The 24,726-nt window shown below is 70.6% G+C and carries 22 protein-coding genes; 6 read left to right on the forward strand and 16 right to left on the reverse strand.

Going from position 1 to position 24,726, the window contains the following annotated elements:
- The first annotated feature begins 99 nt into the window (after positions 1-99).
- Positions 100-870, forward strand: coding sequence for an SDR family NAD(P)-dependent oxidoreductase (locus IEZ15_RS16635; protein WP_114244157.1), 771 nt, complete (start codon positions 100-102; stop codon positions 868-870).
- A gap of 27 nt (positions 871-897) precedes the next feature.
- Here IEZ15_RS16635 and IEZ15_RS16640 read toward each other — a convergent pair whose 3' ends face one another.
- The 7 genes from IEZ15_RS16640 to IEZ15_RS16670 all read right to left on the reverse strand — a co-directional run bounded on the left by IEZ15_RS16640 (position 898) and on the right by IEZ15_RS16670 (position 11,494).
- A complete protein-coding gene (locus IEZ15_RS16640; RefSeq protein ID WP_189277774.1) occupies positions 898-1,419 on the reverse strand; it encodes a DUF4240 domain-containing protein in 522 nt (173 codons plus the stop codon).
- 61 nt (positions 1,420-1,480) lie between these two features.
- A complete protein-coding gene (locus IEZ15_RS16645) occupies positions 1,481-2,452 on the reverse strand; it encodes a helix-turn-helix transcriptional regulator (protein ID WP_189277630.1) in 972 nt (323 codons plus the stop codon).
- 192 nt (positions 2,453-2,644) lie between these two features.
- A complete protein-coding gene (gene aceE, locus IEZ15_RS16650) occupies positions 2,645-5,314 on the reverse strand; it encodes a pyruvate dehydrogenase (acetyl-transferring), homodimeric type (RefSeq protein ID WP_114244154.1) in 2,670 nt (889 codons plus the stop codon).
- Between the two features lie 257 nt (positions 5,315-5,571).
- Positions 5,572-6,195, reverse strand: coding sequence for a GntR family transcriptional regulator (locus IEZ15_RS16655; protein ID WP_093895367.1), 624 nt, complete (start codon positions 6,193-6,195; stop codon positions 5,572-5,574).
- Between the two features lie 136 nt (positions 6,196-6,331).
- A complete protein-coding gene (gene sucB / locus IEZ15_RS16660; protein WP_189277632.1) occupies positions 6,332-8,161 on the reverse strand; it encodes a 2-oxoglutarate dehydrogenase, E2 component, dihydrolipoamide succinyltransferase in 1,830 nt (609 codons plus the stop codon).
- A gap of 61 nt (positions 8,162-8,222) precedes the next feature.
- Positions 8,223-9,611, reverse strand: coding sequence for a dihydrolipoyl dehydrogenase (lpdA, locus tag IEZ15_RS16665; protein ID WP_189277634.1), 1,389 nt, complete (start codon positions 9,609-9,611; stop codon positions 8,223-8,225).
- Between the two features lie 326 nt (positions 9,612-9,937).
- Positions 9,938-11,494: a leucyl aminopeptidase gene (locus IEZ15_RS16670; RefSeq protein ID WP_114244151.1), complete on the reverse strand. Its 1,557-nt coding sequence runs from the start codon at positions 11,492-11,494 to the stop codon at positions 9,938-9,940.
- 259 nt (positions 11,495-11,753) lie between these two features.
- Between IEZ15_RS16670 and IEZ15_RS16675 the strand changes: the two genes are divergently transcribed.
- Positions 11,754-12,584, forward strand: a complete 831-nt coding sequence (locus tag IEZ15_RS16675; protein ID WP_189277636.1) for an endo alpha-1,4 polygalactosaminidase — start codon at positions 11,754-11,756, stop codon at positions 12,582-12,584.
- On the opposite strand, the gene IEZ15_RS16680 is transcribed toward IEZ15_RS16675, so the two are convergent.
- The gene (locus IEZ15_RS16680) at positions 12,581-13,360 is read right to left on the reverse strand and encodes an adenosylcobinamide-GDP ribazoletransferase (protein ID WP_189277637.1); all 780 of its coding nucleotides are present in this window, start codon (positions 13,358-13,360) and stop codon (positions 12,581-12,583) included. The genes IEZ15_RS16675 and IEZ15_RS16680 overlap by 4 nt on opposite strands.
- Before the next feature lie 88 nt (positions 13,361-13,448).
- On the opposite strand from IEZ15_RS16680, the gene IEZ15_RS16685 reads away from it, so the two are divergent.
- Positions 13,449-14,210, forward strand: coding sequence for a hypothetical protein (locus IEZ15_RS16685; RefSeq protein ID WP_114244148.1), 762 nt, complete (start codon positions 13,449-13,451; stop codon positions 14,208-14,210).
- Here IEZ15_RS16685 and IEZ15_RS16690 read toward each other — a convergent pair.
- The 5 genes from IEZ15_RS16690 to IEZ15_RS16710 all read right to left on the reverse strand — a co-directional run bounded on the left by IEZ15_RS16690 (position 14,153) and on the right by IEZ15_RS16710 (position 20,073).
- Positions 14,153-14,887, reverse strand: a complete 735-nt coding sequence (locus tag IEZ15_RS16690) for a hypothetical protein (RefSeq protein ID WP_189277639.1) — start codon at positions 14,885-14,887, stop codon at positions 14,153-14,155. The genes IEZ15_RS16685 and IEZ15_RS16690 overlap by 58 nt on opposite strands.
- Positions 14,884-16,689 (reverse strand): phosphatidylglycerol lysyltransferase domain-containing protein, encoded by a 1,806-nt coding sequence (locus IEZ15_RS16695; RefSeq protein WP_189277641.1) that lies wholly within the window; start codon positions 16,687-16,689, stop codon positions 14,884-14,886. Before IEZ15_RS16695 ends, IEZ15_RS16690 begins: the two co-directional genes overlap by 4 nt.
- An 84-nt stretch (positions 16,690-16,773) precedes the next feature.
- The gene (gene cobT, locus IEZ15_RS16700) at positions 16,774-17,886 is read right to left on the reverse strand and encodes a nicotinate-nucleotide--dimethylbenzimidazole phosphoribosyltransferase (protein WP_189277643.1); all 1,113 of its coding nucleotides are present in this window, start codon (positions 17,884-17,886) and stop codon (positions 16,774-16,776) included.
- Positions 17,887-17,981: 95 nt separating this feature from the next.
- Positions 17,982-18,821 carry a class I SAM-dependent methyltransferase gene (locus IEZ15_RS16705; protein ID WP_114244145.1) on the reverse strand — a complete coding sequence of 280 codons (840 nt, stop codon included), beginning with the start codon at positions 18,819-18,821 and terminating at the stop codon, positions 17,982-17,984.
- Between the two features lie 49 nt (positions 18,822-18,870).
- On the reverse strand, positions 18,871-20,073 hold the full coding sequence (locus IEZ15_RS16710) for a bifunctional adenosylcobinamide kinase/adenosylcobinamide-phosphate guanylyltransferase (protein WP_189277645.1): 1,203 nt from the start codon (positions 20,071-20,073) through the stop codon (positions 18,871-18,873).
- Between the two features lie 127 nt (positions 20,074-20,200).
- Between IEZ15_RS16710 and IEZ15_RS16715 the strand changes: the two genes are divergently transcribed.
- Complete coding sequence (locus IEZ15_RS16715; RefSeq protein ID WP_093893560.1) at positions 20,201-20,410, forward strand: hypothetical protein; 210 nt, start codon at positions 20,201-20,203, stop codon at positions 20,408-20,410.
- A gap of 173 nt (positions 20,411-20,583) precedes the next feature.
- On the opposite strand, the gene IEZ15_RS16720 is transcribed toward IEZ15_RS16715, so the two are convergent.
- The 3 genes from IEZ15_RS16720 to IEZ15_RS16730 form a co-directional block, all read right to left on the reverse strand.
- Complete coding sequence (locus IEZ15_RS16720) at positions 20,584-21,660, reverse strand: S1C family serine protease (protein WP_114244143.1); 1,077 nt, start codon at positions 21,658-21,660, stop codon at positions 20,584-20,586.
- 93 nt (positions 21,661-21,753) lie between these two features.
- A complete protein-coding gene (locus tag IEZ15_RS16725; protein WP_373302574.1) occupies positions 21,754-22,512 on the reverse strand; it encodes a class I SAM-dependent methyltransferase in 759 nt (252 codons plus the stop codon).
- A gap of 83 nt (positions 22,513-22,595) precedes the next feature.
- On the reverse strand, positions 22,596-23,195 hold the full coding sequence (locus tag IEZ15_RS16730; RefSeq protein WP_114244142.1) for a DUF3043 domain-containing protein: 600 nt from the start codon (positions 23,193-23,195) through the stop codon (positions 22,596-22,598).
- 296 nt (positions 23,196-23,491) lie between these two features.
- Between IEZ15_RS16730 and IEZ15_RS16735 the strand changes: the two genes are divergently transcribed.
- Entirely contained in the window at positions 23,492-24,274 is a 783-nt protein-coding gene (locus tag IEZ15_RS16735) for a PspA/IM30 family protein (protein ID WP_114248945.1), read from the forward strand.
- Positions 24,275-24,283: 9 nt separating this feature from the next.
- Positions 24,284-24,562: a PspA-associated protein PspAA gene (gene pspAA, locus IEZ15_RS16740; RefSeq protein ID WP_114244141.1), complete on the forward strand. Its 279-nt coding sequence runs from the start codon at positions 24,284-24,286 to the stop codon at positions 24,560-24,562.
- The last annotated feature ends 164 nt before the right edge of the window (positions 24,563-24,726 follow it).

Genomic DNA, 24,726 nt, shown 5'->3' on the forward strand with positions numbered 1-24,726 from the left:
TATGGCAAAACGTGCCACTTAGGCGTACGGTGGACATCGATCGAGGAAGTATCGAGACAGCTTCGGGACAGCAGTCACCGGGATAGGGAGAGAACAGACATGAACCGCTACGAAGGCCGCCGCGCACTCATCACCGGTGGTGGCTCCGGCATCGGCCAGGCCACCGTCCACCGTGTCCTCGCCGAGGGCGGCCGCGTCGTCGCGGCCGATGTCAACGAGGCCGGGCTGAAGGCCACGTACGCGACAGCCGTGGCGGACGGCACCGCCGACCGCCTCACCACCCTCGTCCTCGACATCTCGGACGAGGCGGCCGTCCAGGCGGGCGTCGCCTCCGCCGTGGCCACCCTCGGGGGGCTCGACGTACTGGTCAACGCGGCCGGCATTCTGCGTTCCGAGCACACCCACAAGACGTCGCTGGAATTCTTCAACAAGATCCTCGCGGTCAACCTCACGGGGACGTTCCTGATGATCCGTGAGGCGATACCGGCCCTGCTGGCGGGCGACAAGCCGGTCGTCGTGAACTTCTCCTCCACCTCGGCGAGCTTCGCGCACCCCTACATGTCGGCGTACGCGGCGAGCAAGGGCGGCGTCCAGTCGATGACGCACGCGCTGGCGAGCGAGTACAGCAAGCAGGGGCTGCGGGTCGTCGCTGTCGCGCCCGGCTCGATCTCCTCCGACATGACCAGCGGCAACGGCCCGGGGCTGCCCGCCGATGCCGACATGTCGCTCTTCATGAAGCTGTCTCCGGCGCTCGGGGAGGGCTTCGCCAGCCCGGACACCGTCGCAGGCGTCGTCGCGATGCTCGGATCGCAGGACGGGGCGTTCATCACGGGTACGGAGATCCGGATCGACGGCGGAACCCACTTCTGACGGGCGGCGGCAGGGCCCCGGGCGCGTTCAGCCGGCCCCGAACCGCTCCCAGAGCAGGGGGAAGCGTTCGGCCAGCGCCGCGTCGTCCTCGAAACTGACGGGGGTGCCCTCCGGCTCGGAGGCCTGGGGCGGCAGCCCGAGGTCCGGGGTGACCACGCCGGTGAGCTGCTCGTACGCCTCGTCGGCGGCATAGCCGAGATCCTCGGCGTCCCCGTCGATCTCCTCGTCGAAGTCGTCGAGGAGAGCGGCGAGGCTGTCCGGATCGTGCAGAGCGCCCTCGAAGATCTCCCGGCCCTGCCCGATCAGCCAGCAGCGGAAGAAGTCGAAGGCGTCGTCGCTCGCGCCGCCGAGCAGTACGGCGGCGGCGCCCCACAGCTCCCAGCGGTAGGCGCGGTTGTAACGGGCCTCGAAGTGCCTGGCGAAATCCAGCACGGCTTCGGGATCGAGCCGCACCAGCCGTTCGACGAGCAGATCGGCCTGGTCCTCGGGGTCGCCCCCGGCGGCCTCGCGAGTGCTGTCGATGATCTCCCAGAACTCCGTCTCGTCCATCACGGGACAAGCATCGGCCTTGACGGCGGGCGACGCACGCGGACGCGGCGAAAAGAAGCCTTCAGCGATAGAGGTCGCGCAGGCGTACGGCGGCAGCGGTGAAACGCGCCCGCAGAGCGGCCGGTTCGAGGATCTCCAACTCCGGCCCCAGGGTCATCAGTTGGCTGAACGCGACATCGAGGGACTCGACCGGCAGGGTGACGGTGAGCCGTTCCTCTGCGTCGGGCGGGCCGGCCGCTTCCAGCGCATCGCGGACCGCCGAACGGTCCATGGCATACGGCAGTCGGCGTACACCCTCCTCCGTCACCCGTACCGTCACCTCGGTACGCAGGAGCGAGCGGGCGAACTGGGCGGCCCGCTCGTCCCAGAAGCCCGGAAGATCGAACTGCTCGTCGCGTTCGAACCGTTCGTCCGACACCGCGACGGCCGAGAACCGGTCGATCCGGTACACCCGGAAGTCGTCCGCCACGCGGGCGCAGAGGTACCAGACCCCGGCCTTCAGGACGAGTCCGTACGGGGCCAGCTCCCGCTCCACCTCGCCGTCCCGGCCGCTGCGGCGGTAGCGGGCGTGGACGATCCGGTCGTCCCAGACCGCCTCCGCGACGGCGGGCAGCAGTTCGGGGGTGACCGGCTCCTGGTACCAGCCGGGAGCGTCCAGGTGGAAGCGCTGGGCGGCGCTGTCCGAGGCGTCGCGCAGGGACGGCAGCAGGGCCGCCGACACCTTGAGCCTGGCGGCGGACGCGGCGTCGTCCAGGCCCATCTCGCGCAGGGCGGACGGCAGCCCGGAGAGGAAGAGTGCCTCGGCCTCGTTACGGGCGAGTCCGGTGAGGCGCGTGCGGTACCCGCCGACCAGCCGGTAGCCCCCGGCCCGGCCCCGGTCCGCGTACACCGGGACGCCCGCTTCGGAGAGTGCCTGTGCGTCCCGGGTGACGGTCCGTTCGGAGACCTCGAGCTCCTGGGCGAGCTCGGCGGCGGTCATTGCTGGGCGGGACTGCAGGAGCAGCACCATTTTGATGAGACGGGCAGCACGCATGCGGCCATTGTGGCCGCGGTGTGCGGGCCCCGGCCCGCAGGCCCGGGGTGGCCTCGATCGCCGGCCGGGCTCAAGAGATGTCCTCGATCGCCGGGCGGGCCTGATTTCCGAGCCCGCCCCGCGATCGAGGACAGTGCCCCCGCCCGGTTGTGGGCGAGGCGGCGGCCGGGCGTACCCGGCCGCCTTCACGCGTCAGAGCCCGTACCGCTCCCGGGCCTCCTTGACCGCGGACGCGGTCACCTCGCCGCGGCGGGCCAGCTGGGCCAGGGCCGCGACCGTGACCGACTGGGCGTCGACACCGAAGTGGCGGCGGGCCGCGTCACGGGTGTCGGAGAGCCCGAAGCCGTCCGTGCCGAGCGAGGACCAGTCCTGCTCCACCCACTGGCTGATCTGGTCCGGAACCTGCCGCATCCAGTCGCTGACCGCGAGGACCGGGCCGGGTGCGCCTTCCAGCGCCTGGGTCACGTACGGCACCCGCTGCTCACCGCGGAGCAGCGCCTCGTCGCACTCCAGCGCCTCACGGCGCAGCTCGCCCCACGAGGTGGCGGACCAGACGTCGGCCGTCACACCCCAGTCGGCGGACAGCAGCTCCTGGGCCTCCAGGGCCCAGTGGATCGCCGTACCGGAGGCGAGCAGCTGGACGCGCGGCGCGTCCGCCGTCGCGGGCGTGCCCTCCTTGAAGCGGTAGAGGCCCTTGACGATGCCCTCCTCGACGCCTTCCGGCATCGCGGGCTGAGGCTTCGGCTCGTTGTAGACCGTCAGGTAGTAGAAGACGTTCTCGGCCTCGGGGCCGTACATCCGGCGCAGACCGTCCTTGACGATCACCGCGATCTCGTACGCGAACGCCGGGTCGTAGTTGAGCGAGGCCGGGTTCGTGGACGCGATCAGGTGCGAATGGCCGTCCGCGTGCTGGAGGCCCTCGCCGGTCAGCGTCGTCCGGCCGGCCGTGGCGCCGACGATGAAGCCCTTGCCGAGCTGGTCGGCGAGCTGCCACATCTGGTCGCCGGTCCGCTGCCAGCCGAACATCGAGTAGAAGATGTAGAAGGGGATCATCGTCTCGCCGTGCGTCGCGTACGACGTCGACGCGGCGATGAAGTCGGCCATGGCCCCGGCCTCGGTGATCCCCTCGTTGAGGATCTGGCCGTCCTTGGCCTCCTTGTAGTACATCAGCTGGTCGCGGTCGACCGGCTCGTACGTCTGGCCCAGCGGGGAGTAGATACCGGCCGAGGGGAACAGCGACTCCATACCGAAGGTACGGGCCTCGTCCGGGACGATCGGCACCCAGCGCCTACCGGTCTCCTTGTCCCGCATCAGGTCCTTGACCAGGCGCACGAACGCCATGGTGGTGGCCATCTCCTGCTTGCCGGACCCCTTCTTGAGCGTGGCGAACGCCCGCTCCTCCGGCTGCGGCAGAGCCACCGCGTGCACCCGGCGGGCCGGCGCGGGACCGCCCAGGGCCGCACGGCGCTCCTGGAGGTAGCGGACCTCGGGGGAGTCGGCGCCGGGGTGGCCGTAGGGAACCAGCCCGTCCACGAAGGCACTGTCGGGGATCGGGAGTCCGAGCAGCTCGCGCATGTCCTTGAACTCGTCGACGGACAGCTTCTTCATCTGGTGGTTGGCGTTCTTGGACTCGAAGCCCTTGCCGAGCGTGAAGCCCTTCACCGTCTGAGCGAGGATCACGGTCGGCGCGCCCTTGTGCTCAAGAGCCGCGCGGTAGGCCGCGTAGACCTTGCGGGCCTCGTGGCCACCGCGGGAGGTGTAGAAGCACTCGCCGATCTTCGCGTCGCTGAACAGCTTCGCCAGCTCGGCGAGCGCGGGGTCGGCGCCGAAGAAGTGCTCACGGATGTACGCGACGTCGCGGGTGGCGTACGTCTGGAACTGCGCGTCCGGGACCTCCCGGAGCCGACGGACCAGCGCACCGGTGGTGTCCAGCCGGAACAGCTCGTCCCAGGCGCTGCCCCAGAGCGTCTTGACGACGTTCCAGCCGGCGCCGCGGAACGCGCCCTCCAGCTCCTGGACCACGCGGAAGTTGGCGCGGACCGGACCGTCGAGGCGCTGCAGGTTGCAGTTGATGACGAAGGTCAGGTTGTCGAGCCGCTCACGGGCCGCGAGGGCGAGGGCGGCGGTCGCCTCGGGCTCGTCCATCTCGCCGTCGCCGAGGAAGGCCCAGACGTGCGAGTTCGACGTGTCCTTGATGTTGCGGTTGGCCAGGTAGCGGTTGAAGCGGGCCTGGTAGATGGCCGAGAGCGGGCCGAGGCCCATCGACACGGTGGGGAACTCCCACAGCCAGGGCAGCCGCCGCGGGTGCGGGTAGGACGGCAGACCGTCGCCGCCCGCCTCCTGGCGGAAGTTGTCGAGCTGCTGCTCGCTGAGCCGGCCGTCGAGGAAGGCGCGGGCGTAGATGCCGGGGGAGGCGTGGCCCTGGATGTAGAGCTGGTCGCCGGAGCCGTCCCCCTCCTTGCCGCGGAAGAAGTGGTTGAAGCCGGTCTCGTACAGCCAGGCGGCCGAGGCGAAGGTGGCGATGTGGCCGCCGACGCCGTACCGGGCGCCGCGGGTGACCATCGCGGCCGCGTTCCAGCGGTTCCAGGCGGTGATCTTGGACTCCATCTCCAGGTCGCCGTCGAACGCGGGCTCGGCGGCGGTCGGGATGGAGTTGACGTAATCGGTCTCCAGCAGCTTGGGCAGCGCGAGACCGGCGCCCTCGGCGTGCTGGAGCGAGCGGCGCATCAGGTACGCGGCGCGGTGCGGGCCCGCGGCCTTGGTGACGGCATCCAGGGAGGCCGCCCATTCGGCGGTCTCCTCGGGGTCACGGTCCGGGAGCTGGTCGAGCTCGCTCGGAAGCTTTCCTACGGGGTCGGTCATGATCGCCGCCTTCCGGAGTGGAGGGGGGTGGAGAAAGGCCCTGACTGGCAGGACAGGGCGATGGGGCCGGTGGGCCCGCGGAGTGAACTGTAAGTCGCCGATCGATGATCGATCAAAGGGCGAAGGGCAAAACTTCTCGATATGAAGAAATTGGCATTCGGTGCCGTGAAACGGGGCACGGAGTGACGGGATTTAACGTATAAAAGGGGCGCTCGCCTGCACAGGTGAGCGCCCTTTACGACAGATGCGCACGCCTCTCAGGCGCGCGGTGCGCACCCGAGCACATGCGCCTTGACCAGCACGCCGATGTCCGGGTCCTTTCGCAGGAACGCCTCGATGAGCGCCTCGTGCTCCTCCGCGTACGACTTCTGGACCGTGCCCAGCCACCGGATGGACAGGGCGGTGAACACCTCGATGCCCAGCCCCTCCCAGGTGTGCAGCAGCACGGCGTTCCCGGCGGCCCGCACCATCTCGCGGTGGAACCCCACGGTGTGCCGCACCTGCGCCTCACCGTCGGCCAGCCGGTCCGCCTCGTAGAGCGCCGTCACATGCGGCGCGAGGCGCGAGCAGTCCTCGCCGAGGACCGGAGCCGCCAGCTCGGCCGCGATCTGCTCCAGACCGGCCCGTACCGGATAGCTCTCCTCCAGATCGGCCGCGGTGAGATTGCGGACCCGTACGCCCTTGTTGGGGGCCGACTCGATCAGCCGGAGCGTCTCCAGCTCCCGCAGCGCCTCGCGCACGGGTGTCTGGCTGACCTCCAGCTCGGTGGCGATCCGGCGCTCCACGATCCGCTCGCCCGGTTTCCATCGCCCGCTGACGATCCCGTCCACGATGTGCTCGCGGATCTGTTCGCGCAGCGAGTGGACGACGGGCGGGGTCATGAGGGGCTCCTTCGGGGCGAACCGGTGCTGTCGGCTGCCGGGGCGACCGGTGGTGTCTAGACAATACGGCGGCGCCCCCGCCCGGAAGTGATCCGGACGGGGGCGCCGCTGGTGAGGCTGGTTACAACCGTGGTGCTCAGAGGCCGAGCTCGACCTCGAACTCACCGGCCTCCAGGATCGCCTTGACCGCGGTCAGGTAACGGGCGGCGTCCGCGCCGTCCACCAGACGGTGGTCGTAGGAGAGCGAGAGGTACGTCATGTCCCGCACCGCGATCGTCTCGCCGAGGTCCGGGTGGTCGATGACCACCGGGCGGCGGACCGTGGCACCGATGCCCAGGATGGCTGCCTGGTTCGGGGGCACGATGACGGTGTCGAACAGCGCACCGCGCGAGCCGGTGTTGCTGATGGTGAAGGTGGCGCCGGACATGTCGTCCGGCGTCAGGCCACCACCGCGGGCCTTCCCGGCCAGCTCGGCGGTCTTCTTCGAGATGCCGGCGATGTTCAGGTCGCCCGCGCCCTTGATGACCGGGGTCATCAGACCCTTCTCGGCGTCCACGGCGATGCCGATGTTCTCCGAGTCGAAGTACGTGATGGTGCCCTCGTCCTCGTTGATCCGGGCGTTGATGACCGGGTGGGCCTTCAGCGCCTGGGCCGCCGCCTTCACGAAGAACGGCATCGGGGACAGCTTGACGCCCTCACGGGCGGCGAACGCGGCCTTCGCCTGGTTGCGCAGCTTCATCAGCTTCGTGATGTCGACCTCGAGGACCGAGGTCAGCTGGGCCTGCGAGTGCAGCGCCTTCATCATGTTGTCGCCGATGACCTTGCGCATGCGGGTCATCTTGACCGTCTGACCGCGCAGCGGGGAGACCTCGAGCTTCGGCGCCTTCGCGGCCGCCGGGGCAGCCGCGACGGGGGCCGGAGCAGCGGCGGCGGCCTTGGCGGCCTCCGCGGCGGCGACGACGTCCTGCTTGCGGATACGGCCACCGACGCCGGTGCCCTTGACCGCGCCCAGGTCGACGCCGCTCTCGGCGGCGAGCTTGCGGACCAGCGGCGTGACGTACGCGCCCTCGTCGACGGGGGCCGTCGGGGCGACCGGAGCCGGAGCGGCCACGGGCGCCGGAGCGGCCGGGGCCACCGGAGCGGCCGGGGCCACCGGGGCCGGAGCGGCGACCGGGGCGGCGGGCGCCACCGGGGCCGGAGCCGGTGCGGGGGCGGCCGGAGCGACCGGTGCCGGTGCGGGGGCAGCGGCGGCCGGAGCCGGAGCCGGGGCGGCGACGGGCGCCGGAGCGGCGACGGGCGCCGGAGCGGCCGGGGCCGGGGCAGCCGCCGGAGCGGCACCGGCGGCACCGATGACGGCGAGCTTGGCGCCGACCTCGGCGGTCTCGTCCTCGGCGACGACGATCTCCAGCAGCACACCGGAAACCGGGGCCGGGATCTCGGTGTCGACCTTGTCCGTGGAGACCTCCAGGAGGGGCTCGTCCTCCGTGACCTCCTCGCCGACCTCCTTCAGCCAGCGGGTGACGGTGCCCTCGGTGACGCTCTCGCCGAGCGCCGGGAGGGTGACGTCGGTACCGGCGGCGCCACCGGCCGGTGCGGCGGCGGCCGGAGCCTCGGCCACGGGGGCCGGAGCGGCGGCAGCGGGGGCAGCGGGGGCCTCGGCCACCGGCGCCTGGGCCGGGACGGCCGCGGGCTCGGCGGCCGGGGCCGCGGCGGCAGCAGGCGCACCCGTGCCGTCGTCGATGACGGCCAGCTCGGCGCCGACCTCGACGGTCTCGTCCTCGGCGACCTTGATGGCGGCGAGGATGCCGGCAGCGGGGGCCGGGATCTCGGTGTCGACCTTGTCGGTCGAAACCTCGAGCAACGGCTCGTCGGCCTCGACGCGCTCGCCCTCGGCCTTCAGCCAGCGGGTGACAGTGCCCTCGGTGACGCTCTCGCCGAGCGCCGGAAGGGTTACGGAAACCGACATGGTTTCAGTTGCTCCTTACGAAAGTGCGGAAGTAGGTCGGTCGTCGCGCCCGGTCGACAGATCAGTCGTGGGAGTGCAGGGGCTTGCCGGCCAGGGCCAGGTGGGCCTCGCCGAGCGCCTCGCTCTGGGTCGGGTGGGCGTGGATGAGCTGCGCGACCTCGGCGGGCAGCGCCTCCCAGTTGTAGATCAGCTGGGCTTCGCCGACCTGCTCGCCCATACGGTCACCGACCATGTGGACGCCGACCACGGCACCGTCCTTGACCTGGACGAGCTTGATCTCGCCCGCGGTCTTGAGGATCTTGCTCTTGCCGTTGCCCGCGAGGTTGTACTTCAGAGCGACGACCTTGTCCGCGCCGTAGAGCTCCTTGGCCTTGGCCTCGGTGATGCCCACGGAGGCGACCTCGGGGTGGCAGTACGTCACCCGCGGGACACCGTCGTAGTCGATCGGAACGGTCTTCAGACCGGCCAGCCGCTCCGCCACCAGGATGCCCTCGGCGAAGCCGACGTGCGCGAGCTGGAGCGTCGGGGCCAGGTCACCCACGGCCGAGATGGTGGGCACGTTGGTCTGCATGTACTCGTCGACGAGGACGTAGCCGCGGTCCGTCGCGACGCCGGCCTCCTCGTAGCCCAGGCCCTGCGAGACCGGGCCGCGGCCGATGGCGACCAGCAGCACCTCGGCCTCGAAGGTCTTGCCGTCGGCGAGGGTCACGCGGACGCCGTCCTGCGTGTACTCCGCGCTCTGGAAGAACGTACCGAGGTTGAACTTGATGCCGCGCTTGCGGAAGGCGCGCTCAAGAAGCTTCGAGCTGTTCTCGTCCTCGACCGGGACGAGGTGCTTCAGGCCCTCGATGATCGTGACGTCGGTGCCGAAGGACGTCCACGCCGAGGCGAACTCGACGCCGATGACGCCGCCGCCCAGCACGATCGCGGACTTCGGGACACGGTCCAGCTTCAGCGCGTGGTCCGAGGAGATGATGCGGTTGCCGTCGATCTCCAGGCCCGGCAGCGACTTCGGCACGGAGCCGGTCGCGAGCAGCACGTGGCGGCCCTGGACGCGCTGGCCGTTCACATCCACCGAAGTGGGGGAGGAGAGCCGCCCCTCACCCTCGATGTAGGTGACCTTGCGCGAGGCGATGAGACCCTGCAGACCCTTGTACAGGCCCGAGATCACGTCGTCCTTGTACTTGTGGACGGCCTTGATGTCGATGCCCTCGAAGGTGGCCTTGACACCGAACTGGTCGGCCTCGCGCGCCTGGTCGGCGATCTCGCCGGCGTGCAGCAGAGCCTTCGTGGGGATGCAGCCGTTGTGCAGGCAGGTGCCGCCGACCTTGCCCTTCTCGATCAGAGCGACGTCCAGGCCCAGCTGCGCTCCGCGCAGGGCCGCGGCGTAACCGCCGCTACCACCGCCGAGGATCACTAGGTCGAAAACGGTGCTGGCGTCGTTCGCCACGTCACGTCCTCCATGCATGTGCGCCGTACGCCGGGCCCCGTCGCTGGGGGATGACCGGCCGGTCGGCTGGTGTTCGGCCGCTTTTGTTATTCGGCCCTGTGGTGGGGGCCCTGTCCTGCCGAGAACCCATCTTCGCACTTGTTGACGGTGGGCGGGACGCGGGGCCCGGGTCTGAGACGGATGATCAACCGTCTCGGGTGGTTACCGCTGCGTAGAGACCTACTGATTTCGTTGAGAGCGAAACCTGCCGGATCCGTGCCGCGATGCCACCGGGGGAACACTTACGGCCCCGGACGTATGCCCGGGGCCGTATGTCGGCTGCGACCTCAGCCGAGGTCTCCGGCGGCGGTGCGCTCCGCCAGCTTCACCAGCGTGCGGATCGCGGAACCGGTGCCGCCCTTCGGCGTGTAGCCGTACGGCGCGCCCTCGTGGAAGGCCGGGCCCGCGATGTCCAGGTGCGCCCAGGTGATGCCCTCGCCCACGAACTCCTTCAGGAACAGACCGGCCACCAGGCCGCCGCCCATCCGCTCGCCCATGTTGGCGATGTCGGCGGTCGGGGAGTCCATGCCCTTGCGCAGGTCGGCGGGGAGCGGCATCGGCCAGGAGGCCTCGCCGACCTCCTCGGCGATCTCGTGGATGGAGGTACGGAAGGCGTCGTCGTTCGCCATGATGCCGAAGGTGCGGTTGCCCAGCGCCAGCACCATCGCGCCGGTCAGGGTCGCCACGTCGACGATCGCGTCCGGGTTCTCCTCACTGGCGCGGGTCAGCGCGTCGGCGAGGACGAGCCGGCCCTCGGCGTCCGTGTTGAGGACCTCGACGGTCTTGCCGCTGTACATGCGCAGCACGTCACCGGGGCGGGTGGCGTTGCCGGACGGCATGTTCTCGGCGAGCGCCAGCCAGCCGGTGACATTGACCTGGAGGCCGAGACGGGCGGCCGCGACGACGGCTGCGAACACGGAGGCGGCGCCGCTCATGTCGCACTTCATCGTCTCGTTGTGGCCGGCCGGCTTCAGCGAGATGCCGCCCGAGTCGTAGGTGATGCCCTTGCCGACCAGGGCCAGGGTCTTCTCCGCCTTCGGGTGCGTGTAGGCGAGCTTCACCAGACGCGGGCCGTGGGTCGAGCCCTGGCCGACGCCCAGCAGACCGCCGAAGCCGCCCTTGACGAGAGCCTTCTCGTCGAGGACCTGGACCTTGATGCCGTGCTCCTTGCCGGCGGCGGTGGCCACGGCGGCGAAGGACTCGGGGTACAGGTCGTTCGGCGGGGTGTTGATCAGGTCGCGGGCGCGGTTGATCTCCTCGACGACGGCGACGGCACGCTCGGCGGCCGCCTTGAACGCCTTGTCGCGCGGCTTGGCGCCGAGCAGGGCGACCTCGCCGAGCGGCAGCTTCGCGCCGTTGCCGTTCTTCTTGTCCTTGGGCGCCAGCTTGTTCTCGCCGCCCTGGTAGGCGGTGAAGGCGTACGCGCCGAGGAGCGCGCCCTCGGCGATCGCCTCGGCGTCCTCGGTGGACTCGATGGGCAGCGCGAAGCCGGCCTTCTTCGCACCGCTCAGGGCACGGGCGGCCGAGCCCGCGGCCCGGCGCAGCGCCTCGGCGTCGTACGCCGCGTCCTTCTCCGGGGCGGAGCCGAGTCCGGCCGCGATGACGACCGGGACCTTGAGGCCGGCGGGCGCGGGGAGCTTGGTCACCTCGCCCTCGGCACCTGTGGCGCCCAGGGCCTTCAGAACGGTGGCGAGCTTTCCGTCGAACGCCTTGTCCACGGCCTCGGCGCCCGGTGCGAGGACCAGGTCCCCAGACTTGGATCCAGCGCCCTTGGCGACGCCGACGACGAGTGCGTCGGCGCGCAGCGTCGCCGCACCGGCAGTGCTGAGAGTGAGAGCAGTCACGGTGGTGAAATCTCGCTTCCGTTGAGTTCGTTGTCGGTCGAGGGGTGGGCCGACCGTGCCCGGCGCATCGTAGACGCCGCCGCAATGTGCCGGGAATGAGCCTACGCGCGCCTTTGCTGCGGGATCACGTCGGCGGGCCGTCGGCGGCCCGCTGTGGCGACGATGCCCCGGTTCCCGATGACCGGGTCAGGGGCCGTTCGGCTGGAACGGGCCGTGGAAGTAGGGTCGTTGGTGGTGCCGGACCGTTGGGGGGAGAACCATGCGCGCCCGTGGGGCTGCACGCGTGACGTGGCCTGGACCGGCGCTGCCGGTCACCGTGGCGATTCTGCTGGCCCTGCTGGCCGGCTGCACCTCGGCGCCGGAACCCACCGGCACGGGCCGGTGGGGCCCGGAGCCGGGCATCGGCTGGCAGTGGCAGCTCTCAGGCCGGCTGGACCCCACGGTGGACGTCCCGGTGTACGACATCGACGGCTTCGAGCACAAGGCTTCGGCCGTCGCCGACCTGCACCGCCGGGGCCGCAAGGTGATCTGCTACCTCTCCACCGGTGCCTGGGAGGAGTTCCGCCCGGACGCCGGGAAGTTCCCCGCCTCGGTACGGGGAAAGAGCAACGGCTGGGCGGGGGAGCGGTGGCTCGACATCCGCCGCACGGACGTCCTGGAGCCGCTGATGGAGGCGCGGATCGCGATGTGCGCAAAGAAGGGTTTCGACGCGGTGGAGCCCGACAACATGGACGGCTACCGCAACCGCACGGGCTTCCCGCTGACCGCCGCCGACCAGTTGCGCTACAACCGGCTCATCGCCCGTATCGCCCACCGCCATGGACTCGCCGTCGGTCTGAAGAACGACCTCGGCCAGATCCCGGAGCTGGAGCCGGACTTCGATTTTGCGGTCAATGAGCAGTGTGCGCAGTACGGGGAGTGCGATGCCCTCACACCGTTCGTGAAGGCGGGCAAGGCCGTCTTCCATGTGGAGTACGAGCTGCCGGTCGCCCGGTTCTGCGCCGGGTCGAAGCGGCTCGGGCTCAGTTCGCTGCGGAAGAGGTACGAACTGGGCGTGTGGCGCCAGGAGTGCCCGAAGGGCCGCTCCTAACCGAGCGCCAGGACCACCAGGGCCGCCGTCGCCGCCGTCTCCGCCAGTGCGCCGAAGACATCGCCGGTCACCCCGCCGAAGCGTCGTACACAGTGCCGCAGCAGGAGTTGGGCGACGCCGAGGGCGGCCAGCGCGGCGAGCGCATGGTGCAGCGCCCCGTACCCGCCGAGGAGCGCACCCGCACCCGCACAGGCCGCGACCGTGACGGCCCCGACCGCCACCGCGGCCCGGACCGTGACCGTTCCCGCCACCGCCGCACCCAGTCCTTCCGGACGGGCCGCCGGTACGCCCTGACGGGAAGCCAGGGTGAGCGCCAGCCGGGCGGTGACCGCGGCGACGGCCGCCGCCACCGCGCCGTGCGCCCAGCTCTGCCCGTAGAGCTGGTGGAGGACCGCGACTTGGGCCAGCAGCACGAACAGCAGGGTGATCACACCGAACGGGCCGATGTCCGACTGCTTCATGATCCGCAGGGCGTCGTCGGCGGGCTTGCCGCTGCCCAGGCCGTCGGCGGTGTCCGCGAGACCGTCCAGATGCAGACCCCGGGTCAGCACCGCCGGCACGGCGGCGGAGGCGACCGCGGCCGGCAGCGGGCCGGAGCCGAGCAGCAGCAACAGACAGCCGGGCACAGCCGCGAGCAGCCCCACGACGAGACCGGCCACCGGCGCGCACAGCATCCCGGCGCGGGCGGCCTGACGGTCCCAGCGGGTGACGCGGACGGGGAGCACGGTCAGGGTGCCGAAGGCGAAGCGCAGGCCATGGCTGTTCAGGGAGGTCACGGCGCGCAGGCTAATCGGTGTGACGGGCCGATAGATTGTGCAGAACACAGCAGACCGTGACAAAAGCGGCTTATCGGGAGTGGGTGGCATGGGTCACTGGTTCGATCAGAACATCGTCGAGCCGGGAAAGCTGCCGCTGCTCCTCGCGCTGGCGGCCTTCGTGCTCACCTTCGCCATCACCCGGTTGATCACGCGGATGATCCGGGCCGGGAAGGGCCCGTTCCGCAACATCACTCCCGGCGGAGTGCATGTCCACCATGTGGTGCCCGGTGTGGTGCTGAGCGTCATCGGTGGCTTCGGGGCGGTCGCCAGTGGCCGCCAGGGTGTCACCGCCGGGGTCTGCGCGGTGATCTTCGGTATGGGTGCGGGTCTGGTGCTGGACGAGTTCGCCCTGATCCTCCACCTCGACGATGTGTACTGGACCGAGGAGGGCCGCCAGAGCGTGGAGGTCGTGGTCCTCACCGCGGCGCTGGTGCTGCTGGTCCTGGCCGGTTTCTCACCGCTCGGCGTGAACGAGCTGAGCAGCGACCAGCAGCAGGACAGGCTCGGCGTCATCCTGACCCTGGTCGTCAACTTCTGCTTCGTGCTGATCGCGCTGTTCAAGGGCAAGGCGCGGCTCGCGGTCGTCGGCACCCTCGTCCCGTTCGTCGCGCTGATCGGGGCGATCCGGCTGGCCCGGCCGACCTCGATGTGGGCGAAGCGCTTCTACCGCAACCGTCACCGCGCCCGTGCCCGGGCGGTGCTGCGCGCCTACCACCACGATGTGCGCTGGGCGGGCCCGCGCCGCAGATTTCAGGACCTGATCGGTGGTGCACCGGACCGGGATCCGGCCCCCGTACGCAAGCCCTGAGCATGGCGGCGAGGCTGCCGGTGCCGGCCCCGGCCGACCATGACGGCGCACAGCACGAGCACCGCGGCGATCGCCGCCAGATGTTCCTTGCCGGCCAGATTGTTCTTGAAGATCACCTCGACGAGCATCGCCACGACCACCAGCGCCCCGGTGAACCAGGCCCGGTAGGCGCAGCACACATAGACGGCGAGAGCGACCACCGCCGCCGACGGACCGGTGTCGACGACCCGGGCGTCGGAGGCGGGCAGTCCGAGCAGCCCGTCAGGACCGAGTGCGACACCGATCCGTGCGTACAGTGTCCCGGCCAGCGTCGCGACGTACGCGATCAGGAGTGTGCGCCACCGGCCCAGACAGATCTCGGCGCTCCCGAACACCACCAGGATCTGCACCAGCGCCCCCCACGCCGGCAGATCCAGCGCCGGGACGAACAGCGACAACGGGGTACGCAGCAGGGCCTCTCCCAACGGATCCTCGGCCCGCACCGCCCCGAACTCGCGTACCACCCCGAAGCCCCATGACTGGTTCTGCACCACGTGGAGCAGCGCCGTCAGACAGACCGAAGCCAGCGTCATCGGGACAGCCCGCAGCCGGGAGGCGGCGAGCCCCGCGCATACGGTCCCCGCGAGCGGACCCCACTCGCGGCGAGCCGCCCGGCCCAGCGCGCGTACGGGTCTCATCCACCGGCTCCGAGATGCGAGCGGTGCATCCACTTGGGCAGACCGGGTGCCTCCAGGAACCCTTCGGCGCGGCCCGCGGCGAGGCCGATGCGCAGGAGGTCGGAGCTCTTCTCGAAGAGCATGAAGCGCGGCTCCCAGATCGGTCGGTACTTGGCGTTGGCGCGGTAGAGCGACTCGATCTGCCACCAGCGGGAGAAGAAGCTGAGCATGGAGCGCCACAGCCTCAGCACCGGCCCGGCGCCGAGCCGTGAACCCCGCTCGAAGACGGACCGGAACATCGCGAAGTTCAGTGAGACCTGGGTGATCCCGATCTCGTCGGCACGCTGCAGGAGTTCGATGACCATGAACTCCATCAGGCCGTTCTCGGCGTCCCGGTCACGGCGCATCAGGTCCAGCGAGAGGCCGTTCGGTCCCCATGGCACAAAGCTCAGTACGGCGCGCAACTCGCCGGGTTCGCCGCCCTCTTCGGTGGGCGAGTTGCGGCATTCGAGCATCACGCACTGCCCGTCTGCCGGATCGCCGAGCCGGCCCAGAGCCATCGAGAAGCCGCGCTCGGTCGCCCCGTCGCGCCAGTCGTCGGCGCGCCGCACCAGTTCGGCCATCTCGTCGTCAGGGATGTCGGCGTGCCGGCGCACGGTCACTTCGTACCCGGCGCGCCTGATCCGGTTGTACGCCTGGCGGACGGTCCGCATCGCGCGTCCTTCGAGGGTGAACTCGGCGGTCTCCACGATTGCTTCGTCGCCCAGCTCCAGGGCGTCGAGGCCGTGCCGCGCGTAGACGGTGCCGCCCTCCTCGCTCACGCCCATCACCGCCGGGATCCAGCCGTGCTCGCGGGCCTCGGCCAGCCATGGCTCGATCGCTCCGGGCCAGGCCTCCGGGTCGCCGATGGGATCACCGGAGGCGAGCGAGACCCCGCCGACCACCCGGTAGGCGACGGCGGCCTTCCCGGTCGGTGACCAGACGACGCTCTTCTCCCGGCGCAGCGCGAAGTAGCCGAGCGAGTCGCGGTCGCCGTGCTTGTCGAGCAGCGCCCGCAGCCGGGCCTCGTCCTCGGGGGTGATCGGGTCGACGGCCCGGCGGGCCCGGAACGCCGCGTACACGACGGCGATCAGCAGCAGTGTGGAGAGGATGTTGATGGTGACATTGACCCAGCCGGGGGTGGTGATTCCGGGGAAGTGGGCCTCGTTGGCGGCGACCGAGACGAGCCGCAGGGCGCCGTAGTGCCAGCGGTCCAGGAAGGACGAGCGGTATTCGTCGTGCGCGGTGTTGGTGAGGGTGACCAGGCCGGCGGCGATCAGCGAGGTGACCAGCAGCCCGCCGACCGCGACGGCGGCGGCCAGCTTCGGGTTGGACCGGTCGCCCTTCGCGTAGAACTCGCGACGGCCGAGGGCGAGCGCCAGGACGAAGACGGCGGTCAGTACCAGCGAGACCCAGTTCTGCGGGTACTGCCGGACTTCCGGGAACGGGATCACCAGCGCGAAGAGCAGCAGCAGAAGACTGCTCACCACCATGTTCACGATCCAGGCGGCCCGCTTGCGGCGGCGCATGGTGATCGCGAGGAAGAGCGCGACCACCCCGGAGGAGAAGCCCGCGGTGAGCAGGTACGGGGTGAAGTAGTTCGCGGTGTTGTGACGGCGCAGATCGTTGCCGAGAGTGACCCAGACGGCGCTCAGGAAATTGATGAACGACACGACGCGCAGGTACCAGATGGCGAACGCGGCGCCGCGGCGTGACCGGACGGTGCTCGGTGGCCGGGTGCTGCCCCGCCCGGATTCCTCGGTGGCCAATCGGACCTCTCCCATGAAAAGCGATCATATGGTGCATCGCGCTGCATGAGGGGACTGTGCTGCGGCCGGTGCTCGGCGGCCGCAGCTCTGCCGGGTCCGTCAGCCGTCGGTCGCGTCGCCGTCCGCGTCGCTTCCGTCGGCCCCTTCGCCGACACCGTCCTTCTCATCGGTGACGGGTGCACGCTCGGGCAGCTCCGCCGCCAGCGCGGCCGCGGCCCGAACAAGCGGAAGTGCGAGCAATGCCCCACTTCCTTCGCCCACGATGACGCCGTGGTCCAGCAACGGGTTGAGTGCCATCCGGTCCAGCGCCTTGGTCTGCGCCGGCTCGCCGCTCGCCTGACCCGCCAGCCACCAGTCCGGCGCCCGGAAGGCCGCCCGCTGACCCACCAGCGCACAGGCCGAGGAGACCACACCGTCCAGAATGACCGGCAGCCTGCGCACCGCGCACTGCAGCAGGAACCCGGTCATCGCCGCCAGGTCCGCACCGCCCACCGTGGCCAGCAGCTCCAGCTGATCACCGAGGACCGGCCTGGCCCGCCGCAGCGCGTCCCGGATCGCCGCGCACTTGCGCATCCACGCCAGATCGTCGATCCCCGCACCGCCGCGCCCGGTGACCACCGAGGCGTCCGTGCCGCACAGCGCCGCGATCAGCGTGGCCGCGGCCGTCGTACCGCCGACGCTCAGATCGCCGAGCACCACCAGATCGGTGCCCGAGTCGGCCTCCTCATCGGCGATCGCGATGCCGAGACGTACCGCCTGCTCGGCCTCCTCGGCCGTCAGTGCGTCCTCGATGTCGATCCGGCCGCTGCCGCGCCGCACCCGGTGACGTACCACCGACTCGGGCAGCAGCTCGGGGTCGCAGTCCAGAGCGGCGTCGACGATCCGTACCGGTACCGAGAACTGGCGCGCCAGCACGGCGAGCGGAGTCGCACCCTCCAGCGTGGCCCGAACCAGCTCGTACGCACTACCGGCCGCTCGCCCGGAGACACCCAGTTCGGCAACCCCGTGGTCACCGGCGAAGAGCACCACGCGCGGCTGCTCGATCGCCTTGACCGGTACGGACTGCTGGGCGGCCGAGAGCCATGCTCCCAGCTCGTCCAGGCGGCCGAGGGCGCCGGGGGGAACGACCAGGCGCTCCCGCCGTTCCTCGGCGTCGCGCCGTACGCCGCCGTCGGGGCGTTCGATCAGGTCGGAGAAGTCGTCCAGATTCACGGGGGTCTGCCTCGCGGGTCGATACGTGGAGTGGGCCGGTGAGCCCGGCGGCGGGCTCACTGCGGAACAGTACCCGCCAGGTTTCTGACACCGGGTCAGTGCGAGGTTCTGCCCCCGAACCGCAGCTGCGTCATCGCGGGCGTCAGGGTCCGCAGCCCCGGAAGCAGCGACTGGATCCGGATCAGCTCGCCCATCGCGCCCCGTCCCCGCGGCAGCCGCAGCGCCCGCACCTCGGTGATCCCCGGGTGCGCACTGCGCAGCTTGTGCCGCTCGCCGGGGTTCATCGCCCAGCGCATCGGCGGAATGGTCATCCCGCCGGCCTTCGACGTGCCGGCCACCGTGCCCCTGGCCAGCCAGCGCGCCATCGTGTCCAGCACGAGGACGCCGCCGGGCAGCCGTTCGGCACACGCCGCCAGGATCCTCCGTACCTCCTTGGGGGGCAGATACATCAGCAGACCCTGCGTCGTGACGACAACACCGCGGCCCTCCGGGTCCTCGATCTCGTCCAGCCAGGACAGATCGGTCGCCGAACGGGACAGGGTGCGCAGCCGGTCCGAGGCGGGCAGCAGCGCCCGGCGCAGCTCGGCGACCTCGGGCAGTTCCACGCTCAGCCAGTTCAGGCGGCCGTTGTCGACCCTCCAGAAGCCGGTCTCCAGACCGTCGCCGAGCGCGACCACAGTGGCCTGCGGCCGGTCGGCGAGATACCCCTGCACGGCCAGGTCGAAGCAGCGCGAGCGCAGCCCCTGGGCCTGTGAGTGGAACGCGTTCGGCCGCCCGAACCGTTCCTCGAAGGGGTAGTCCAGATCCTTCAGCAGCCGGAGCGCCACCGGATCATCCAGCACGGGATAGGGCTGCCCCGCCTCGTACGCCCGGTTGTAGAGCGTCCACAACAAGGTCTCCGGAACCCCGTTCAGTATCGGTCGCACACGTGCCATGTCCGCTCCTCCTGTTCTCGCGTTCCGTTCCTGCGTACCCGAGTCCCGGTCAGCCGCGCAGCGTCAGCACCTGCCCGGACACCACCAGCAGCACCTGTTCGCACTCGTCGGCGAACGCGGCGTTCAAGCGGCCCAGCTCGTCGCGGAACCGCCGCCCGGCGGCCGTCGCGGGCACCACCCCCGAGCCGGTCTCATTGGTCACGGCGACCACCGTGCGCCGCGTTCCGCGCACCGCGGCGACCAGCTCGGCGGTCCGCTCCCGCAGCGCGCTCTCGCCGCCGTTCGCCCATGCCGCGTCGTCCCAGGCATCCACCCGGTCCATCGCATCCGTCAGCCACAGCGACAGACAGTCGATCAGCAGCGGCGGCCCGTCCGACTCCAGCAGCTCCACCAGCTCACACGTCTCCTCGGTGCGCCAGGCGGCCGGCCTGCGGTCCCGGTGCAGCCCGATCCGGGCCGCCCACTCCGCGTCCCCTTCCCTGCCGCCACCGGTCGCCACGTACACCACCTCGGGGAACGTCTCCAGGCGCCGCTCGGCCTCCACCGACTTCCCCGACCTGGCACCGCCCGTCACCAGCGTGCGCCGCGGCACGTCCGGCACCGAGCGGTACTCGCCCACCACCAGCGTCGTCCCGTCCGGCACGGCCCGCGCGCCGGCCGCCGCGAGCCGGCGGTCCAGCTCGGCGCCGGGCGGTGCGTCATGGTCCAGATGGACGGCGATGACCTCGGTGGCCGGCCCGATCGCCTCGACGGCCCGCAGCCGCGCCACCGCGTCCGGCCGCCCGACCACATCGCCGACCACCATGTCGTAGGGCTGTGCCACCCGGTCCGTGAGACCGGAGGGCGCGGCGCCCGGCGGCAGGTAGAGCAGCCGTGCGCCCTCCGGAGCCGTCACCTCGTAGCCCGTCCCCGGCGCGTCCATCGGCACCGCCCTCACCCGGTGACCGCTGATCAGTGTCAGTTCCCTCCCGTCCGGCACCCGTCCCGCCGGAGGCAGTCCGGCGGGCAGCTCCACGGCGGGCCCGTCGTGCGGATGGGTGAGCAGCACCTGCCGTACGCCGGTGAGCGAATGCCCCGCACGGGCTGCGGCGAACACGGCCCCCGGGGTGAGATCGAGCAGCAGCGCGTCGTCGACGAGCAGCGCGGTCGCGGCCCGCGAGCGCATACCGCGGGCGGTGGCGCAGGCGGCGCAGGGACATTCGGGCCGCGGCAGCCCGTCGGGGGCTCCGGTGCCCAGCAGAGTCAGTTCCACGCCTCCGATCCTCCCGCGTCCGCGCAGCGGGTGCGCGACTTGGGGGTGTTCGCGCGGACGCAGGACCCGTTCCCGCACTGGTTGGAGGCACTAGGCTGCGGGCAGCAAAGTGACCCAGGAGGCGGACATGGCGTGGACGTGGCGGTTCGAGAAGTCCGACGGTACGGAGACGGAGCCGGCCCTGCAGCCGGAGGAATTCACTACGCAGGGCGATGCGGAGTCCTGGATCGGTGAGTACTGGAAGGAACTCCTCGACGGCGGGGCGGACCAGGTGACGCTCTTCGACGACACGACAAAGATCTACGGCCCCATGAGTCTCCAGGCCGACCAGGGCTGATCCGCCCCGGCCCGTGAGCAGCCGTACGGGCTCGGGCCGGTCTCCGAACCCGTACGGACGGCTGACGAGCGGGGTCGTACGGCGGCCATTGGACCCGTACGGCCCCGCTCGGGCCCGTACGGCGACGCCCCGGCCTGCACAGCCGCGACCGGGCGGGCAGCGACGACCGGCGGCTAGATCTCGCCCAGAGTGACCTGCGCCGTCTTCTCCGCCCCGTTGCGCAGATACGTCACCGTGACCTTCTCGCCCGGCTTGTCCGAGGCCAGTGCCTCCGCCAGGGACGTGATCGTCGGGACCGGCAGATCTCCGACCTTGGTGATGACATCGCCGACCCGCAGCCCCGCCTTGTCCGCGGCGCCGCCCTTCGTCACGCCGACCAGCGCCACCCCGGCCGGTTGGTAGGCGTCGTTGACGACCGTGCGTCCGGTGATGTTCAGCGCCGCCCGGCCCGAGTCGGTGACCTTGCCGCTCTTGATGATCTGATCGGCGATCGTCTTCACCATCGACACGGGGATCGCGAACCCGATCCCCGGCGCCGCGCTGTCACCGATCTGCGGGTCGATGGCCCCCAGTGTCGGGATGCCGATCACCTCGCTGTTCAGGTTGACCAGCGCACCGCCGCTGTTGCCCGGGTTGATCGCCGCCGAGGTCTGCACCATGTTCGCGATCGTCGCGCCCGTGCCACCGCCCGCGCTGCTTTCGCTGACGGTCCGGCCGAGCGCCGAGACGATGCCCTGGGTGACGCTGGAGGACAGCCCGAGCGGCGAGCCCATCGCCAGCACGATCTGTCCCACCTCGACCTTCTCCGAGTCGCCGAACTTCGCGGGCTTCAGCCCTGCCGGGACGCCGGCGAGCTTGATGACGGCCAGATCCTGTTCCGGATAGGCGGCGACCAGTGAGGCCCGCAGCACCTTCTCGCCGGTGGCGACGGTGACCTTGAACGTCTTTTCGTTGCCGACCACATGGGCGTTGGTGACGATATGGCCCTTGGAGTCGTAGATGACGCCGGAGCCCAGGCTGTTGGAGGCTTCGATCTGCACGACCGACGGCAGGACGTTCTTGATCACGTCCTGGTATTCGTTCTGCAGATCGGCGACGGTCCGGGAAGCGGAGGCCGACGTGGTGGGTCGGGCCGCCGGAGAATCGGAGTTCGCGTCCGAGCAGCCGCTCACCAGGGCGACTGCGCAGACACCTGCGGTCAGAGGCAGCAGCAGACGGCGTACACGGCTACGGGAGTGGGATGCATCCATGTCCGAATTATTGCTTTTAACCCTATTGGGGACCTGCTGGGTTCGGCCGACCGGGTACGCCGCCGGACAACTCCGGCGGCGTAACGCAAGGTTCTAGCCCCGCACTCCGCACAGATGAAGCAGCGCGGCCACCCGGCGGTACGGATCGGTCCGTCCGGCGCGGTCCTCCGCGGCCAGTATCCGCTCCAGTTCGTCGGCGGCCGGCAGTTCCACGTCGTTGCTCACGTTGTCCGTGAAGACGCGCACCCCGTACCAGGCATGCAGGGGCGCGGCGATACCGGCGAGCGTGGCCGTCAGTGCGTCCAGCCGGTCGGCCCTCACCGCGAGCCCCAGCCGATTGGTGTACACATCCGTGTCGAAGGCGGCCAGCGCCGTGTCCCAGTCCCCGGCGGTCCCGGGCCGCATCGCCAGCGCGTCGGCGTTCCGTACGAGCAGCGAGAGCAGTCCGCCCGGGGCCAGCATCCGGGCAAGTCCGGCCAGCATCGCGTCCGGCTCCCGGACATACATCAGCACGCCGTGGCAGAGCACCACGTCGAAGCTGCCGGGCAGGAAGTGCACCCCGGTGTCCAGGCCGTTGCCCTCGATGAGCCGGACCCGCTCGCGGATGCCCGCGGGCTCGCTGCCGAGCGCCTCACGGGCCACCCGCAGCATCTCGGCGTCGGACTCCAGGCCCGTCACGCTGTGACCGGCCCTGGCCAGGCGCAGTGCCTGGGTGCCCTGGCCCATGCCGACGTCGAGGATGCGCAGCCGCTGCCCGACCGGGAAGCGGGCCGCGATCTGCTCGTCGATCTGCCGGGCGACGAGCTCCTGGCGGACGGTGTTGCGCAGCCCGCCGAGCCCTTTCAGCCACACCGAGGAGGCTCCCGAGAATCCGGTGACGGTGGCGGGGGCAGCGCCAGCGGACGGACCGCCGGCCGAGCCGGAGATATCCGTACTCAGGGCCGCTCTCCACGCTTGACCTGCGGCTTCGGCAGCCGGAGCCGACGCATCTGAAGCGTACGCATCAGACCGTAGGCGACCGCGCCACGCTTCGGCGTATCGGGGAAGCGCTCGTTCAGCTGCTTCTTCAGGCGGAACGCGAGCCCGATCGAGTCGATGACGATCAGCACGATCACGATGAGCCAGAGCAGCAGCGAGATGGTCTGGATGTTCTGCACCTGGATCACGCTGAGGATCAGAATGATCACGGCGAGCGGCAGGAAGAACTCCGCGATGCAGAAACGCGAGTCCACGTAATCGCGGACGAAGCGCCGCACCGGGCCCTTGTCGCGAACCGGCAGATAGCGCTCGTCGCCACTGGCGAGCGCCTCACGCTGCTTGGCCATGTCCACACGGCGCGCTTCGCGCTGCCGCTTCATGGCCTCCTTGCGGTCGAGCGGCGCGCCACTGGAGGCACGGCGGCGCTGCGACTGGGCATCGCTGCGCTTGGGGGTGGGGCGACCTTTGGGGGCCTGCGGGTCGCGGGGCTGCGTGGAGAGGTCCGCCGTCACCTTGCCGGTGGGCGCCTTCTCTTCCTTCGAACGGCTACGGAACACAAGGCCCAAGGGTACGGGTTCGATCGCCGCTGCCCCAGGCCGGTCGGGAACGATCCGGCAACGGCCTGCGTCCTCGCAGGTGTCCCCATGGGTCCGCCGTTGACGTCTCGACCGGTTTCCCTGACCGCCACCTACTCCCTGGGCCGGAGCGGTGACCGGGTGCAGTCGTCCTTGGGGAGGAGCACATCTGTGCTCGAACAGTGCGGTAATAGAGGCAGGGCCCGTACTGTGGGTTCTGTTGGAGTGCTGGAGCTCAGTCCGTCAGAAGGGGGCGCGCGAAGCCCATGAGCGGTGTCATGAAGCGTATGGGGATGATCTTCCGCGCGAAGGCAAACAAGGCCCTTGACCGGGCCGAGGATCCGCGCGAGACCCTCGATTACTCGTACCAGAAGCAGCTGGAGCTGCTTCAGAAGGTGCGCCGCGGCGTCGCCGATGTGGCGACCTCGCGCAAGCGGCTGGAGCTGCAGCTGAATCAGCTGCAGGGCCAGTCGTCCAAGCTGGAGGACCAGGGCCGCAAGGCGCTCGCGCTCGGCCGCGAGGACCTGGCCCGCGAGGCGCTGTCCCGGCGCGCCGCACTCCAGCAGCAGGTCACCGACCTGGAGACGCAGCACAGCACGCTGCAGGGCGAGGAGGAGAAGCTCACTCTCGCGGCCCAGCGGCTGCAGGCCAAGGTCGATGCCTTCCGTACCAAGAAGGAGACCATCAAGGCCACCTACACCGCAGCCCAGGCGCAGACCCGGATCGGCGAGGCCTTCTCCGGGATCTCCGAGGAGATGGGCGATGTCGGCCTGGCGATCCAGCGTGCCGAGGACAAGACCCAGCAGTTGCAGGCCCGGGCCGGTGCGATCGACGAGCTGCTCGCCTCCGGCGCCCTGGACGACCCGACCGGGACGGCGAAGGACGACATCGCCGCCGAGCTGGACCGGATCTCCGGTGGTACGGATGTGGAGCTGGAGCTGCAGCGCATGAAGGCCGAGCTGGCCGGCGGCTCCACCCAGCAGCAGGCGATCGAGGGCGGCCCGCAGGATGCGGCGCAGCAGCAGTCGTCGCAGTCCCCGCACAGGTTCGACAAGAGTTAAGGCAGCGTCATGATCGTACGGATCATGGGGGAGGGCCAGGTCGCACTGGCCGACAGCCATCTCGCCGAGCTCGACAGGCTCGACGACGAACTGCTCGCCGAGATGGAGAGCGGCGACGGCCCCGGCTTCCGCTCCACTCTCCATGCGCTCCTCGCAAGGGTGCGCGAGTTCGGCACACCCTTGCCGGACGACTCCCTGGAGCCGTCCGAGCTGATCCTGCCGTCGTCCGACGCGACCCTTGAAGAGGTGCGCGCCATGCTCCGGGACGACGGTCTGATCCCCGGCTGACGCCGGTCGCTCTCCAGCACCCGCACAAGTCCGTGCCCCGTGTCCGGTCCGCCGGACGCGGGGCACGGCTGCGTCCGCGGCACGGCGCTGTGGCGGTTCGGCGCGCTCCGTGCCGGTCTCTCCGTACGACCCGGACCGATTCGCGCGCGACACGCCGTAACGTA

This window comes from Streptomyces atratus, assembly GCF_014648655.1.
Lineage (GTDB): Bacteria > Actinomycetota > Actinomycetes > Streptomycetales > Streptomycetaceae > Streptomyces > Streptomyces atratus.

Bases quoted from the DNA above. Each gene is read 5' to 3' on its own strand.
- IEZ15_RS16635 (WP_114244157.1), top strand. From the start codon at position 100: ATGAACCGCTACGAAGGCCGCCGCGCACTCATCACCGGTGGTGGCTCC.
- IEZ15_RS16640 (WP_189277774.1), bottom strand. From the start codon at position 1,419: ATGGACGAGACGGAGTTCTGGGAGATCATCGACAGCACTCGCGAGGCC.
- IEZ15_RS16645 (WP_189277630.1), bottom strand. From the start codon at position 2,452: ATGCGTGCTGCCCGTCTCATCAAAATGGTGCTGCTCCTGCAGTCCCGC.
- aceE (WP_114244154.1), bottom strand. From the start codon at position 5,314: ATGACCGACCCCGTAGGAAAGCTTCCGAGCGAGCTCGACCAGCTCCCG.
- IEZ15_RS16655 (WP_093895367.1), bottom strand. From the start codon at position 6,195: ATGACCCCGCCCGTCGTCCACTCGCTGCGCGAACAGATCCGCGAGCAC.
- sucB (WP_189277632.1), bottom strand. From the start codon at position 8,161: ATGTCGGTTTCCGTAACCCTTCCGGCGCTCGGCGAGAGCGTCACCGAG.
- IEZ15_RS16675 (WP_189277636.1), top strand. From the start codon at position 11,754: ATGCGCGCCCGTGGGGCTGCACGCGTGACGTGGCCTGGACCGGCGCTG.
- IEZ15_RS16685 (WP_114244148.1), top strand. From the start codon at position 13,449: ATGGGTCACTGGTTCGATCAGAACATCGTCGAGCCGGGAAAGCTGCCG.
- IEZ15_RS16690 (WP_189277639.1), bottom strand. From the start codon at position 14,887: ATGAGACCCGTACGCGCGCTGGGCCGGGCGGCTCGCCGCGAGTGGGGT.
- IEZ15_RS16695 (WP_189277641.1), bottom strand. From the start codon at position 16,689: ATGGGAGAGGTCCGATTGGCCACCGAGGAATCCGGGCGGGGCAGCACC.
- IEZ15_RS16705 (WP_114244145.1), bottom strand. From the start codon at position 18,821: ATGGCACGTGTGCGACCGATACTGAACGGGGTTCCGGAGACCTTGTTG.
- IEZ15_RS16715 (WP_093893560.1), top strand. From the start codon at position 20,201: ATGGCGTGGACGTGGCGGTTCGAGAAGTCCGACGGTACGGAGACGGAG.
- IEZ15_RS16720 (WP_114244143.1), bottom strand. From the start codon at position 21,660: ATGGATGCATCCCACTCCCGTAGCCGTGTACGCCGTCTGCTGCTGCCT.
- IEZ15_RS16735 (WP_114248945.1), top strand. From the start codon at position 23,492: ATGAAGCGTATGGGGATGATCTTCCGCGCGAAGGCAAACAAGGCCCTT.
- pspAA (WP_114244141.1), top strand. From the start codon at position 24,284: ATGATCGTACGGATCATGGGGGAGGGCCAGGTCGCACTGGCCGACAGC.